This is a genomic window from Micromonospora sp. AMSO12t, from assembly GCF_008806585.1.
GTDB lineage: Bacteria > Actinomycetota > Actinomycetes > Mycobacteriales > Micromonosporaceae > Micromonospora > Micromonospora reichwaldensis.
Genome location: NZ_WAAS01000012.1, coordinates 21130 through 34513, shown reverse-complemented (window position 1 = coordinate 34513; position 13384 = coordinate 21130). Strand labels below are relative to the sequence as shown.

The following is a 13384-nucleotide window of genomic DNA, read 5'->3' as shown; positions in this document are numbered from 1 at the left end:
CGCGACACGGTTCAGACGAACCGCCAACGCTGGTCGGCGGCCCCGCTGTCGGTGCCGAGGACGATCTGCGCGCCCTGGCTGCCGGAGCCGCCGCTCACCCCGAGGACCCGGCCGCCGTTGGCGCACTGGACGCGGAAGTAGCCGTTGCCGCCGTACCGCAGCCGCCACCGGTGGTCGTTCGCGCCGTTGTCGGCCCACTGCACGATCCGGGCGCCGGCGGCGCTGGCGCCGCCCTCGACCCCGAGCACCTTGCCGCTGTGCGAGTTGCGCAGCCGCAGGTAGCCGCCGGTGTCCACGATCGCGGTCCACAGGTGGTCGGCGGTGCCGGTGTCGCCCCACTGGAGGACGAGGCCGCCGTCGGTGGTGGACATGTCCCGCACCCCGAGCACGAGCCCGCTGGCGAGGTTCTGGATCCGGCGGGCGCCGTTGGGCACGAACCTCCACTGGTTGTCCGGGCTGCCGTTGTCCTGGTCCTGCACCGCCTGGGCGCCCTGGGCGGTGGCGCCGCCGGAGATGGCGAGCAGCTTGCCGGTGTGCGCGTTGCGCAGCTTGTGTGTGCCGTCGCCCACGTCGACGGGCGTCCAGTCGTGGTCGGCGGTGCCGTTGTCGGCCCACTGGACGATGCGGGCGTCGTCGGCGGTGGACATGCCCTCCACGCCGAGTACCTTGCCGCTGTGGACGTTGCGCAGCCGGATCGTCGACCCGCCGGGTAGGAGCTGCCAGTCGTGGTCGGCGGTGCCGGTGTCGCCCCACTGGAGGGCGGGGCCGCCGTCGGCGGTGGACATGTCCCGGATGCCGAGCACCAGGCCGCTGGCCGCGTTGACCAGGCGGAAGCTCGCGTTGCCGCCGCCGTTGCCGGCGACGCTCCAGTAGACGGTGTAGTTGTGCCCGTGCGCGTCGTGGAAGGGTCCGAGGCCGACCGTGGCGCCGTTGGCGACGGCGGTGAACGCGAGGGCGCTGGTGCTGGTACGCGTGATCGAACCGGTGTTCAGCGCGGGCAACCCGCTCAGGGCGGTGTTGCCGTAGTTGCCGGAGAGCACCACCGGGCCGTACGTGACGGCCTGCACCGCGGCGTTGTCGTTGGCGGCCGACATGACGACCCGCATCGGCAGCCGGACCGTGACCACGTCGCCGGAGGCCCAGGAGCGGGTGAGACTGGCGTAGCTGCCGGGGGTCGTGGCGATGTTCTGCGGCGTGCCGTTGACGCTGACGCTGGCGCCGCTGGTCCATCCGGGGATCCGGATCCGCATCGTCCACGATCCGCCGGCCGAGCCGGTCACGGTCAGGGTGGTGGTGTCGCCGACCGGGTACGAGGTGCTCTGGGTGACCGTGATCCCGCGCTGCGTCCAGGTGAGTACCGACGGCATGAACAGGTTCACCGTCAACGTGGTGCCGTTGTGGAAGTAGATGGAGTCCATCAGCGTGGTGTTGGTCTCCAGACCGGTGCCCTGGCAGCACCAGAACGAGTCGTAGTCGGTGCTCCAGGTGCCCCCGCCCCACGCCGGACCGACCCCGCGCCGGCCGCCCGGGTTCAGCGGCGTGAAGTAGGTGACGTGGCCGTGGGCGTCGGCCGGGTTCTGCTGGCCGATCATGTGGTTGAGCAGCGCCCGCTCGTAGAAGTCGAAGTAGGCGGCCCGGTTCGGGTCCAGCAGCCACAGCTCCCGGGTCAGCTTCAGCATGTTGTAGGTGTTGCAGGCCTCGCAGGTGTCGGTGCGCAGGTACCCGGCGATGGCGTCGGGGGAGCGGAAGTGCTCGGCCTGGCTGTTGCCGCCGATCACGTAGCTGTGCGCGTCGACGGTGATGTTCCAGGCGTTGCTGGCGATGTCCCGGTACCGGGTGGTGCCGGTGGCCTTGAACTCCCGGGCCGCGCCGATCCACTTCGGCACCTGCGTGTTGGCGTGCAGCCCGTTGAGCTGGTCGGAGTTGGCGGCGAGGGGGTTGAACACGGCGTTGTGGTCGAACCGCTGGGCGGCGGTGAGCCACCGGGCGGTTCCGGTCTGCTGGTACAGGTCCGCCAGGACGGCGTTCATGCCGCCGAACTCGGTGCCCAGCATGGCCTGCGTCTGGGCGGTGGTGAGCCGGGCGGTGCGCCAGTCGACCCAGCCGGCGAGTGCCAGCAGCACGTCGCGGGCCTGGGTGTTGCCGACGAGGCGCCAGACGTCGAGCAGCCCGGCGAGTGTCTTGTGGATGCAGTAGTACGGCACGTTGCCGTTGCTCAGCGTCCGCGCCTCCAGCGCGGTGAAGTCCGACTCCGGGAAGCCGGACAGGTATCCGGTGTTGAAGCCGGCGGCCGCGTTGTTGGCCTGGCACCTGGCCAGTTCCGCCACCATGCGGTTCGCCTTGTCCCGGCAGGTGGCGTCCCCGAGCACCGCCCAGGCGTGGGCCCAGGCGGTCAGGACGTGTCCCTGCATGTGGGTGCGGAACGGAAACGTCGGGGCGTCCCAGCCGCCGGTCGGCGCGGCGCCGGCCGTGGAGAGGCGGTGGTTGGCGCGGAAGTTGTAGAGCAGCCGGTCGACGTCGACGAACCGCAGGTAGTTCAGCGTGCGGCTCTGGTTCTCCTGCCAGCGGCTCGCCGACAGCCGGACCTGGCCGGGCTCGAACGCGTAGGCGGAGACGCCGATGTCGGACCGGGCCGGGGGCAGGGCGGCGCTTGCCGCGTCGCCGCCGGTGACGGCGCCGAGGACGGGCCCGCCGGTGGCGGCGACGGCGGCCACGCCGGCGGACCTGAGCAGGAGTCGACGGTTGAGGAAGGGAGTGGGCATCAGGGCCTCCGGAAGCGGGGGTCGGGGTGCTACGACGTGAGCCGGAAGGTGGCGTCCTGCCGGTCGGCGGCGCTGGAGGAGGCGCTCAGCGGGTCGATGCGCAGCAGGTAGCCGGAGTGTCGGAGGTAGCGGTCCGGGAAGTTGTGGGAGCGCAACGACGTCCACGAGGAGTCGGCCAGGCCCGGCGTGCGGTGGAACGTGGCGTCGGCGCGGAACGTCGCGGTGCCGTTGTCCGGTTCGAGCCGGATGGCGTAGGCGCTGTGGCGCAGGAAGTTGCCGGGCCGGTTCACCGACTCGAACGACACCCCGGAGGGGTCGGCCAGGCCGGGCACCAGCCGCCACAGCTGGTCCTGGTACGGGTCGAAGGGGTACGCGTCGAGGCGCCCGACACCGTTGAGGTGCCGTACGAACCGGTCCGGGAAGTTGGCGGACTTCAGCCGGACCCAGTTCGGGGTGCCCCACCGGCTGACCGCGCCGGCGTACTCGGCCTCGGTGATGCCGAGGATCGAGCCGTGCTTGCCGTTCAGCGGCGGGGTGTAGTCGCGCTGGTTCAGCGTGGTCCACGCGTTGGCGGTGATGTTGCCGCTGGACCAGGCGTAGTAGTCGGCGTTCACCGGGGCGAACGAGTCGCCCCACAGGTACCAGCCGTTGCCGTCGTTGCGCTTGACCAGCAGCGGGGCCTCCATCGCGTCGCCCTGCCGCAGGCCGCCGGTGTAGGTGGTGAAGCTGTTCGGGGCGCCGGTCGACGAGCGGGCGCCGTACAGGTTTCCGTTGGCGAGGTTCTTGTAGTACAGGTACGTGACCCCGCCGTCGACCATGATGTCGCTGTCCAGGACGCCGAAGCCGGGGCTGAAGAAGACCTGCGGGGAGCCGACCGAGTGGAAGTCGGACGTGTAGTTGACCAGGAACACGTCCCCGCTGCTGGTGTTGCAGGAATAGACGATGCCGTACTGCCCGCGGTTGGCGTCCCAGAAGACCGTCGGCGCCCAGGTGTGCGCGTTGTAGGTGTGCATCCGCAGCCGCCGGTAACCGGTGAAGCCGGTCAGGTTCGTCGAGTCCCATACGTGCAGGTACTGGCTGATGACGCCGAAGTTCGTGCCGCGCAGGTCGGTGGCGATGACGATGTACGTGCCGTCCTGCTTGCGGAAGATGAACGGGTCGCGCAGCCCCAGTTGGCCGGCGGTCGGGGTGGCCACCGGGTTGTTCTGGTTGAGCGGGGTCCAGTTCAGACCGTCGCGACTGACGGCGAGGTGCAGGCCGTAGTCCGCGCCGACGAAGTTCGGCGACTCGGTGAAGTAGGTCATCACGTAGCCGGTGTAGGCCGCTGCCGAGGCCGCCCGGGGGGCGATCGTCAGGCCGGTGGCGGTGGCCGCGCCGGTGGCGACCGCACCGAGGGTGAAGGCTCGTCGGGTCAGGGCCATGGGGTGACCTTTCTCGATGGTGGCGGGAGAGCGGCGGTTGGCGGGCCGGCGCCGCGAGAGCCCTTACGTCCTGGTTCTTTCGGGTGCTGGTCGTGGGGCCGGCCGAGTCAGGACGGGCCAGCCGTCGGCGAGCGCTCCGGCCGGCCGAAGGGCCCGGCGGCACGCCGTCGCCGGAGCGGGTGTGACGTCGGGGAAGAGGTGCGGGACGGGTGGTGCGTGCCACGGGCGCGGCGGTCGGAACGGCCGCGCGACCGTCCAGACAAGCCATGGGGAAACATCTATGTTATCGATAACATAGTTTCCGCGTGACGCCCGCGCAAGACTCCTCCCGGCCCGGGAAGCCGAGCCCTGTCCGCCGGTCGCCCGCCCGCCTGCGGTGCGGATCCGGTCGCCTGCGGGCAACGGGACGGCACCGGAGCGCGCGGGGCAGGAGCCGACGCACCTCGGATCTCGCATGCTCCGGGACCGGACACGAGATCGACCCAGAAATATCCGGGCAGCGATGTCGAGAACCCGGGACCGGCTCCGTCCCCGTGGTGGACGCGATCAGAATGGGTTCGCACCCGCACCGAGAGGGGAAACACGATGGCCAAGTACCTGCTGCTCAAGCACTACCGGGGCGCTCCGGCCGGGGTCAACGACGTACCCATGGACCAGTGGACGCCGGAGGAGATCTCGGCGCACGTGCAGTACATGCAGGACTTCGCGACCCGGCTCGAGGGGACCGGCGAGTTCGTCGACGGTCAGGCGCTCGCCCCCGAGGGGACGTTCGTCCGGTACGACGGTGAGGGGCGCCCGCCGGTCACCGACGGCCCGTTCGCCGAGACCAAGGACCTCATCGCCGGCTGGATGGTGATCGACGTCGACAGCTACGAGCGCGCCGTCGAGCTGGCCGGGGAGCTGTCGGCCGCCCCCGGGGCGGGCGGGAAGCCGATCCACGAGTGGCTCGAGCTGCGCCCGTTCCTGACCGCGCCGCCCACCATCACGGAGTGACCTGATGCAGGAGGCCCTGCTCCGGAGCCTCACGCCCGGCGTGCTCGGGATCCTCGTCCGCCGCGGAGCCGACTTCGCGGCGGCCGAGGACGCCGTACAGGATGCGCTGGTCGAGGCGGTGCGCACCTGGCCGGCCGACCCGCCGCGCGACCCGAAGGCCTGGCTGGTCACCGTGGCCTGGCGTCGGTTCCTCGACGCGACCCGGGCGGACGCCGCCCGCCGTCGGCGCGAGGACCTCGTCGACGAGGAGCCCGCGCCCGGGCCCGCGCCCACGGTGGACGACACGCTCCAGCTCTACTTCCTGTGCGCCCACCCGTCGCTGACGCCGGCGTCGGCGGTCGCGCTCACGCTACGTGCCGTCGGCGGGCTGACCACCCGCCAGATCGCCCAGGCGTACCTGGTGCCCGAGGCGACCATGGCGCAACGCATCAGCCGGGCCAAGCGCACCGTCTCCGGCGTGCGGTTCAACCAGCCCGGCGACGTCGCGACCGTACTGCGCGTCCTGTACCTGGTCTTCAACGAGGGCTACTCCGGCGATGTCGACCTCGCCGCCGAGGCCATCCGGCTCACCCGGCAGCTCGCGGCCGCGATCGACCACCCCGAGGTGGCGGGGCTGCTCGCCCTCATGCTGTTGCACCACGCCCGGCGCGCCGCCCGGACCGCGCCCGACGGCAGCCTGGTGCCGCTCGCCGAGCAGGACCGCGGCCGGTGGGACACCACGTCGATCGCCGAGGGCGTCGAGATCCTGCAGGCCGCCCTCGCCCGCGACCGGCTGGGCGAGTTCCAGGCCCAGGCAGCCGTCGCGGCGCTGCACGCCGACGCGCCCACCGCCGCAGAGACCGACTGGGTGCAGATCGTCGAGTGGTACGACGAGCTCGTCCGCCTGACCGACAGTCCGGTCGTCCGGCTCAACCGCGCGGTGGCCGTCGGCGAGGCCGACGGACCGCGCGCCGGCCTGGCGGCGCTCGTGGCGCTGGACGATTCGCTGCCCCGCCACGCGGCGGTGGCGGCGTACCTCCACGAGCGCGACGGCGACCTGGCGACGGCGGCACGGCTGTACTCCGAAGCGGCCCGGCGGGCGCCCAACCTCGCCGAACGTGACCACCTGACGCGCCAGGCCGCCCGGCTCAACGCCCGCCAGCGCCCCTGAGCGGTCCAGGACTTCACCGCTTTTTCGTACGACAGGGCCGCCCCGGAGGGAGGCCACTCCGGCTCCGGTCGCTCCTCGGGAGACCGGGCGAGCGGCACAGGCCGAGAGAGTGCCGGATCGAGGAGAGCCCAGGTCGCGGCCCAGCGTCGCCGGACAATCAATGTCCTAGGACGCTTTAGGGGATGTGCGTCAGCCGGCACGGGCGGAACCCGACCTGGTGTCATTCATCGAGGGCGAGTCGGGTCGGTAGCGGTGCCAGCGGGCTCGGGTCTGGTGGCGGCGTCGCCGGGCGGACCAGCCGCGGTCGGCGACCACCGCGTCCATCTGTTCGGGATCTGCACCGCGCCGCGGTGCAGATCCCGAGCCGTGGCCATCGTGCGCGGGGCCTGTCACCTCCGATAGCGCTGTGCCACTGCCGCGAAGGCGGCCTTGGGTTCCCATTCCATGTCGGGGTAGGTCTGCCCTCGGCGCCCTTCGAGGAGCTTGACGATGCCCAGGCCGGCCCGGTCCAGGTCGTCCCTGGGGTCGCCGTCCGGGCGGTGCGGGTAGCCGGGCAGGGCGAACAGGAACACGAACGCGCTGTCCACGCCCTCGGTCTCGAAGATCTCCAGCAGTTCGCTCAGATAGGTGGCCTGGCCGGCCTCGTCGCGCTCGTATACGCCGTTCAGCCGTACCGGAGCCCTGGTCTCCGGGTCGTACTCGACCACTTCCAGCACCCGCCCACCGCGGTCTCCCGCGCCGCGGTAGGCCGCGGTGCCGAACCCGGTGATGGCGAGCGGCTTCGGGCTCTGGGCCAGGATGCGCACCGCGTCCCGGAACCGGTCGGCGACCTCGGCGGAGCGGATCAGCTCGAACGCCACGATGTCGAAGGGAGTCCAGTCGACCTGCTCGAACTGGATGGACGCGTAGGTGAGTTTGCCCTGGAAGCGCTCGCGGACCGTCGCCGCGGCGTCGCGGAGGAACGCGTTGATGTGCACGCCGAGTTCGCGGATGGCTTCGGCCCGCCGCTCGGGTTGGCTCATCAGCCGCTCGACCCGATCCTCGGGGCTCTCTCCGGACAGGAACCCGCGGTTCATCACGCTCAGCTCGACGCCTGCGACGAACACGACTGTGGCCCCCTGCTGCCGGACCCGTTCCGCCCGCTCGGCGCAGTCGCGAAAGAGCGTGAGGATCTGCTCCGGATCCAGCTCCAGCGGGTAGGGCGAGAACCAGACCTCCAGTCCGAGCTCGGCGGCGGCACCGGCGGCCAGTTCCAGTCGATCCGGGTCACCGCCGATGATCTGGACCGCGTTGCAGTGCAGGTCGTCGCGGATGATGGCGAGCTCGCGCCGGACCACCGCGAGGTCGAAGTGCTCGCGGGACGTCTGGCCGTGCACGACGAATCCGGTGTCGTAGGTCATTCCTCTTGCTCGCATGGCGACGTCCTCTCTGTCGGTCCCGGTCCAGGTCGAGACTGGCAGGAAAGATGCGTGCACGCAAGTTTGCATTCACGCAACTTTGCGTGTGTGCAGCCCTGCATGGGACGCTGACACCGTGACACCACCAGGGCTGCGGGAGCGGAAGAAGCAGGCCACGCGTGAGGCGCTACGCGAGGCGGCCCTGCGCCTGGCCGAGGAGCGCGGACCGGACCAGGTGCGGGTCGAGGACATCGCCGAAGCGGCCGGGGTCTCGCCGCGCACCTACAACAACTACTTCGCCAGCCGCGAGCAGGCGATCGTCTCCGCCGTCACCGCGGACCGGGAGGCGCGCATCGCGGCGGCGGTCGCGGCCCGGCCCGCAGGAGTACGCCTGGCCGACGCCGTCACCCAGGCAGTGGTCGAGCAGTACACGAACACCGGCGAGCGCGAACACAAGGCGCTGCTGCTGATCACCACCCAGACCGCGCTGCGCGACGCGTTCCTCGACACCACCGCCGGCATCGAGCCCCCGCTCGCGGCGGTGATCGCCGAACGCCTGGACGACGCCGAAGCGCACACGGCCCGCGTCCTCGCGGCAAGCGTGGCCGCGGCAGTTCGCATCGCACTGGAAGGCTGGCTCCGGCCGGCCGGGAACCCGGAGGCCGCCGGGAGTCTCGCCGCCGGAGGACTGGTCGTGCCCTCCGGCTCACTGGCCGACCAGCTCCGCAAGGCGCTGGCCCCGCTCGCGCCCGCGTTCGACGCCGCCGAGCAGCACAACCAGCCGTGAAGCCGACCCAACCGGGGCATCCGCTGCACCAGCAGTAGATCCGGAACATGCCGATGCGCCCGGCCATCGTCCTCGGCGGTCGACGCAACGTAGCCGACGCTACGTCAGGTCGCGATCCACGACTGGAGTACTAGCCTGGCCGGCGTGCCGACGCGGCTCGTGCAGATCAACATGAAGGCCCGGAACGACTCCGTGCTGGGCGGTTTCTGGGCGGAGGCGCTCGGCTGGGAAGTCTCCAGCGAGGGGCCCGGCGTGACAAACCTCGAACCCGAGGGCTTCGTCTACCCCGACCCCGTCGCGGTCTGCCTCGACCTCATCGTCTCCTGCGTCCTCACCCCAGGCTGACCCGGGCAGCCGTGCGGGTGGCCAGACGCGGATCCCCGGCGGTGGTCAGGTGGCGGCGGTCGCGACCGGCCGCGGGTACTGGTGGAAACCGCTGCCGCTCTTGCGCCCGTACCTGCCCGTGTCCACCAGTTCCCGCAGTGTGCGCCCGGGCCGGAAGCGGGGGTCACCGGTGCACTCGAGCAGCACCAGGAGCGTGTCGACGACGGTGTCCAGGCCGATCAGGTCGGCGGTACGCAGCGGACCCGTCGCGTGGCCGAGGCACTCCTGGAAGACCCGGTCGACGGTCGCGGCGTCGGCGGTGCCCTGGCCGACGACCTCGGCGGCCTCGTTCACGGTGAGCATCAACACGCGGTTGATCACGAAGCCCGGCCCATCGGCGACCACGATGCCGGTCTTGCCGATCGCGGCGAGCAGGTCGAGGGTGCGCTGGAGGGTGTCCGCGCTGGTCCGTGGCGCACGCACCACCTCGACGCTGTCCCTGAGGGGCGCGGGGTTCATGAAGTGCGTCCCGACCACCCGGTCCGGCCGGCGGGTGCTGGCGGCGAGCCGGTCGATCGGGATGGCGGAGGTGACCGACGCGAGCACCGTCGTCGGTGGACAGACGGCGTCCAGCTCGCCGAAGATCCGTTCCTTGAGCGGGATGCGTTCCGGTGCGCACTCGACCACGTACCCGGCCCGGTCGAGCCCGGCGGTCCGGTGGGTCCAGCTGATCCGCTCGACCACCCGGGCCACCGGCTCGCCCGCGCGGTCCGGGGCCAGCAGCCGGGCCTGCCGCAGCCCGGTACGCAGCCGGTCCGCTGCCGCCGCCACCCCGGTCGTCGACCCGAGCGCCGGGTCGACCACGACCACGTCGTACCCGCCCTCGGCCAGGCACTGGGCGATGCCGAGCCCCATCGTGCCGGCGCCGACCACCCCGACGGTTCCGCTCATGCTTCCCCCTCGCCGCGTCTGATGATCCGTCCGCTGTGCCCGCTCACGCCGTCACCACCCGCACCGGGTGTGCCCGCGCGGCCGGCGGCCGGGCCGGGTCGATCGAGAGCGTCCACCGGTCGCCCGCGTCGTCCTCGACGGCGAAGCCGGCGAACCGCAGGGTGACCAGCATCTGCCGGTTGACCGAGGTGGGCACGAACTCGGCCACCGGCCGCCGGCCCGCGGCGAGCGCGGTGTGCACGAGGTGGTCGAGCAGGGCCGCGCCGGCGCCGCGGGACAGCACCCGGCACGACATCAGCAGCAGCCGCAGTACGGTCGCGTCCGGCCGCGACTCGGTAACGGCCAGCCCGACCGTTCCGTAGGAGCCGAACCTGTCCCGCAGCCGCGCCACCAGCACCTCGTGCCGCGGCGACGCGCACAGCGCGTGCAGCTCCGCCAGGCTGAAGGTGACGCCGGTGGTGTTCAGCTGGTGGGTGCGTACGGTCAGCTCGTGCGCCCGGGCGAGGTCGGCCGGGCCGGCCCGGCGCACCTCCAGCACCAGGCCGAGCGAGGCGAGGAAGTCCGCGGATGGCCCGGCATGCGTGGCCTCGGCGGCCCGGCGTCGCTCGTCGGTCCGGTAGAGCTGGCGGCGCTGCCGGGACTCCTCGGTGACGAACTCGCAGGCGAACTCGGGCAGGGCCGGCAGTTCGGCGACGGCGTCGGCCGGGTGGCAGCGCACGACCGGCAGCGCGGCGGCCACCTCGGCGCGCTCCACCGGGTCGTTGTCGACGAACGCGACGGAGTCCAGGCCGATGCCCAGGTCGGCGGCGATCCGGGCGACCGCGAGGGACTTGGCGCCCCAGCCCACCTCGACCCGGGTGAACAGGTCGAGCAGGCCGTGCGCGGCCAGGTGGGCGGTGGCGGCGGCACGCTCGCCCCGGCTGGCCACGGCGTGCAGGACGCCGCGCCGGTCCAGGGCGTGCAGCGTGCGTACGGCGGCGGGGAACGGCACCGGCTCGTCGCCCTCCAGCACGACGCCGTCCCACAGGGTGTCGTCGAGGTCCCAGACGAGGCACTTCACCATGCTGGTCACGGCCGCCCTCCCGGCCCCGTCGCGCGGGCGCGCCGCAGCAGGTGGTCGGCGACGTGCAGCTCGGCCACCTGGGAGGAGCCCTCGATGATCTCCATGACCTTGGCGTCCCGGTAGAACCGGCCGGCCCGGCTGTCCGGGGCGCAGCCGGCCGCACCGAGGACCTGCACGGCCGTGCCGGCGACCCGGGCGGCGGTGCGCGCCGCCGCGTACTTCGCCGCGACCGTGCCGGCGATCGCGTCGGGAGCACCGGCGGCCCGCCACCGGGCGGCCCGGGCAGCGAGTTCCCGCGCGGCGGCGGTGTCCACCGCGGCCCGGCCCAGCAGCCCCCGTACGGTCTGGTGCTCGGCGAGCAGGGTGCCGCCCTGCCGGCGGGTGAGCACGTGGTCGGTCATGTCCCGCAGGCACGCCTCGGCCATGCCCACGCAGCCCCAGCCGACCGTGAACCGGCCGTGGTCGAGTGCGCTGGCCGCGACGTGCGACAGGCCGAACCCGGACGGTGCGACGCGGTTCGCCGCCGGTACCCGTACGCCGTCGAGCCGGATGTGGGCCAGCTGGGCGGCCCGCAGGCCGAGCTGACCCTCGACCGGCTGCCGCGTCACGCCGGCCCGGTCGGTCTCGACGAGCACGGCGGTGTGCCGGCCGTCCAGCACCCCGAGCACCAGTAGCACGTCGGCGACCTGGCCGAAGGTCACCCAGCGCTTGGCCCCGGTCAGCTCCAGGGTCGGCTGCCGGCCACCGCCGACGGCACGGATGCGGGTGTCGACGGCGGTCAGGTCGCTGCCCGCGCCGGCCTCGGTGGCGGCGAATCCGGCGAGCAGTTCACCGCGGGCGAACGCGGGCAGCCAGCGCGCCCGCTGCTCGGCGGTGCCCCAGCGCAGGACGGCCGCGGCGACCATGGCCTGCACGGTGACCAGCGCGCGCAGCGCGCCGCACACGCCGCCGAGCCGGGCGCACAGCTCACCGAGCTGCGCTGGTGTGGCGCCGAGGCCGCCGTGCCCGACCGGCAGGTCAGCGGTGAGCAGCCCGGCGGCCGCCGCGGCGCGGCGTACCCCGGCGGGCAGCGCGCCGTCCCGGTCCCAGCGGGCCGCCTCGTCGCGCGCCGCCGCGGCGAGGTCGTCGCCGAGACCGTCGAGCGCCGGCGGCGCGGCCGCGGCGGTCACGCCGGGATCCCGGCGCGGCCGGCGGTCTTGGCCAGCACGAAGTCGGTCAGCCGGGAGATGGTGCGGAAGTGGTCGAGGTCGAGGTCGGCCACCTCGACCTCGATGTCGAAGCGACGCTCCACGAACACCACCAGCTCGATCGCGAACAGCGAGTTGAGCAGGCCGAGCGCGAAGTAGTCCTCGTCCGGGCCGATCGGTCCGGACACCGCCGGGGCGATGAAGTCGTGCAGCTCCCGCGCCACCGCGGGCCGGTCCGGTGCTCCCATCCCCACTCCCATCTCAGTCTCCCGCGACGGCCGCAGCGGGATCGCCGTCGAACTCGACCAGCACCATGCTCCAGGCGGCCACGGGGCTGGAGCTGATCAGTACGGCCCGCTCGCCGCCCCGCAGCCGCCCGGTGCCGATCTCGGTCGCCAGGTTGAGCAGGACGTCGTTCGCGCCGAGGTGGCCCAGGTCGCGCAGGTTGTCGCGGCAGGTGGGGGCGACCGTCACCCCGAGCGTCTCCTCGACGAACCGGAACGCGCCCGCCGACAGGTTGTGGCTCACGTGCCGGGCGACGTCCGCCGGCGTCAGCCCGTTGCGGTCCAGCAGGCTCCGGTACATCGCGCGCAGCCGATTGCGGCTCTCCAGGGCCAGTTGGAAGGAGTACTCCCGGGGGTCGCGGCACTGCTCGGTCCAGCGGGCCGACGGGCGGTCCCGGTAGTCCACCCGGAACAGGTCCCAGTAGCGGCCGTCGGTCTCCTGGAGCACGTCGCGTACCCGCAGCGGCCCGTCCCGCGAGACGACCACGGCCATGCCCCCGTCGCCGCTGACGGTGACGGGGTGCCGGTAGCGCCGGGGCGTGGCCGGCGTACTGCCGTGCACGACGAGGACGTCGGTCAGGTCCGGGTCGGCGGCCAGCAGGCCGCGCGCCACCAGCAGCGCCGGCGTGGTCGACACGCAGCCCAGCCCGCCGACGGCGAAGGTCAGGGCCCGGTCGGCACCGAGGTACGCCTGTAGCCGGGTCTCGGCGGAGCTCATCAGGGTGGCCGGCGCGCGGGACTCCACCACGACCAGCGCCCCGATCCGTGCCGGGTCCAGCCCGGCGGCGCCCAGCGCCCGGGTGGCGGCTCCCGCGGCCAGGTCGAACGCGTCCAGCTCCGGGTCGGTACGCACCCGGTCGATCCCGAGGCCGGCGCAGAGTTCCCGCTCGGCCGGCCCCAGGTACGCCAGCTCCGGCAGCTCCGCCACCGCGACCGACCGTTGCGGCAGGAACGACGCCATCGTCCGTACCGCGATCGTTCCGGGCATGTCGCCACGCCTTTCGGTAGCAGGGGCCGTCGTCGGTGTCCCGTCCCGGGCGTCCGGACCCGCTCCTGTGTCCGGTG

General features: G+C 72.8%; 12 protein-coding genes. 4 read left to right on the top strand and 8 right to left on the bottom strand.

Going from position 1 to position 13384, the window contains the following annotated elements:
- Positions 1 to 11: 11 nt before the first annotated feature.
- Complete coding sequence (locus F6X68_RS03360) at positions 12 to 2762, bottom strand: beta-L-arabinofuranosidase domain-containing protein (RefSeq protein ID WP_151452859.1); 2751 nt, start codon at positions 2760 to 2762, stop codon at positions 12 to 14.
- 29 nt (positions 2763 to 2791) lie between these two features.
- Entirely contained in the window at positions 2792 to 4183 is a 1392-nt protein-coding gene (locus F6X68_RS03355) for a glycoside hydrolase family 43 protein (RefSeq protein ID WP_151452858.1), read from the bottom strand.
- A 585-nt stretch (positions 4184 to 4768) separates the two neighbouring features.
- Between F6X68_RS03355 and F6X68_RS03350 the strand changes: the two genes are divergently transcribed.
- Together F6X68_RS03350 and F6X68_RS03345 are read left to right on the top strand one after the other, a co-directional pair.
- Positions 4769 to 5176: a YciI family protein gene (locus tag F6X68_RS03350; RefSeq protein WP_151452857.1), complete on the top strand. Its 408-nt coding sequence runs from the start codon at positions 4769 to 4771 to the stop codon at positions 5174 to 5176.
- Positions 5177 to 5180: 4 nt separating this feature from the next.
- Entirely contained in the window at positions 5181 to 6326 is a 1146-nt protein-coding gene (locus F6X68_RS03345) for an RNA polymerase sigma factor (RefSeq protein ID WP_151452856.1), read from the top strand.
- Between the two features lie 389 nt (positions 6327 to 6715).
- Here F6X68_RS03345 and F6X68_RS03340 read toward each other — a convergent pair whose 3' ends face one another.
- Complete coding sequence (locus tag F6X68_RS03340) at positions 6716 to 7813, bottom strand: hypothetical protein (protein ID WP_225851947.1); 1098 nt, start codon at positions 7811 to 7813, stop codon at positions 6716 to 6718.
- A gap of 46 nt (positions 7814 to 7859) precedes the next feature.
- Here F6X68_RS03340 and F6X68_RS03335 point away from each other — a divergent pair, with 46 nt between their 5' ends.
- On the top strand, positions 7860 to 8510 hold the full coding sequence (locus tag F6X68_RS03335) for a TetR/AcrR family transcriptional regulator (RefSeq protein WP_151452855.1): 651 nt from the start codon (positions 7860 to 7862) through the stop codon (positions 8508 to 8510).
- Between the two features lie 144 nt (positions 8511 to 8654).
- Positions 8655 to 8855: a hypothetical protein gene (locus F6X68_RS03330; protein WP_370518896.1), complete on the top strand. Its 201-nt coding sequence runs from the start codon at positions 8655 to 8657 to the stop codon at positions 8853 to 8855.
- Between the two features lie 45 nt (positions 8856 to 8900).
- Here F6X68_RS03330 and F6X68_RS03325 read toward each other — a convergent pair whose 3' ends face one another.
- The 5 genes from F6X68_RS03325 to F6X68_RS03305 are packed head-to-tail and all read right to left on the bottom strand — an operon-like array spanning position 8901 to position 13307.
- Positions 8901 to 9785, bottom strand: a complete 885-nt coding sequence (locus tag F6X68_RS03325) for a 3-hydroxyacyl-CoA dehydrogenase family protein (protein ID WP_151452854.1) — start codon at positions 9783 to 9785, stop codon at positions 8901 to 8903.
- A gap of 43 nt (positions 9786 to 9828) precedes the next feature.
- A complete protein-coding gene (locus tag F6X68_RS03320) occupies positions 9829 to 10848 on the bottom strand; it encodes an HAD family hydrolase (protein ID WP_151452873.1) in 1020 nt (339 codons plus the stop codon).
- A 5-nt stretch (positions 10849 to 10853) separates the two neighbouring features.
- On the bottom strand, positions 10854 to 12017 hold the full coding sequence (locus F6X68_RS03315; protein ID WP_151452853.1) for an acyl-CoA dehydrogenase family protein: 1164 nt from the start codon (positions 12015 to 12017) through the stop codon (positions 10854 to 10856).
- Complete coding sequence (locus F6X68_RS03310; RefSeq protein WP_151452852.1) at positions 12014 to 12283, bottom strand: acyl carrier protein; 270 nt, start codon at positions 12281 to 12283, stop codon at positions 12014 to 12016. Before F6X68_RS03310 ends, F6X68_RS03315 begins: the two co-directional genes overlap by 4 nt.
- A gap of 13 nt (positions 12284 to 12296) precedes the next feature.
- Positions 12297 to 13307, bottom strand: a complete 1011-nt coding sequence (locus F6X68_RS03305; protein WP_225851946.1) for a ketoacyl-ACP synthase III family protein — start codon at positions 13305 to 13307, stop codon at positions 12297 to 12299.
- Positions 13308 to 13384: the final 77 nt, after the last annotated feature.

What these genes read in the sequence shown, in the direction of transcription:
- F6X68_RS03320 (WP_151452873.1), bottom strand. Translation starts at nt 10,848, where the DNA reads ATGGTGAAGTGCCTCGTCTGGGACCTCGACGACACCCTGTGGGACGGC.
- F6X68_RS03345 (WP_151452856.1), top strand. Translation starts at nt 5,181, where the DNA reads ATGCAGGAGGCCCTGCTCCGGAGCCTCACGCCCGGCGTGCTCGGGATC.
- F6X68_RS03305 (WP_225851946.1), bottom strand. Translation starts at nt 13,307, where the DNA reads ATGCCCGGAACGATCGCGGTACGGACGATGGCGTCGTTCCTGCCGCAA.
- F6X68_RS03355 (WP_151452858.1), bottom strand. Translation starts at nt 4,183, where the DNA reads ATGGCCCTGACCCGACGAGCCTTCACCCTCGGTGCGGTCGCCACCGGC.
- F6X68_RS03360 (WP_151452859.1), bottom strand. Translation starts at nt 2,762, where the DNA reads ATGCCCACTCCCTTCCTCAACCGTCGACTCCTGCTCAGGTCCGCCGGC.
- F6X68_RS03350 (WP_151452857.1), top strand. Translation starts at nt 4,769, where the DNA reads ATGGCCAAGTACCTGCTGCTCAAGCACTACCGGGGCGCTCCGGCCGGG.
- F6X68_RS03325 (WP_151452854.1), bottom strand. Translation starts at nt 9,785, where the DNA reads ATGAGCGGAACCGTCGGGGTGGTCGGCGCCGGCACGATGGGGCTCGGC.
- F6X68_RS03340 (WP_225851947.1), bottom strand. Translation starts at nt 7,813, where the DNA reads ATGCAAACTTGCGTGCACGCATCTTTCCTGCCAGTCTCGACCTGGACC.
- F6X68_RS03310 (WP_151452852.1), bottom strand. Translation starts at nt 12,283, where the DNA reads ATGGGAGCACCGGACCGGCCCGCGGTGGCGCGGGAGCTGCACGACTTC.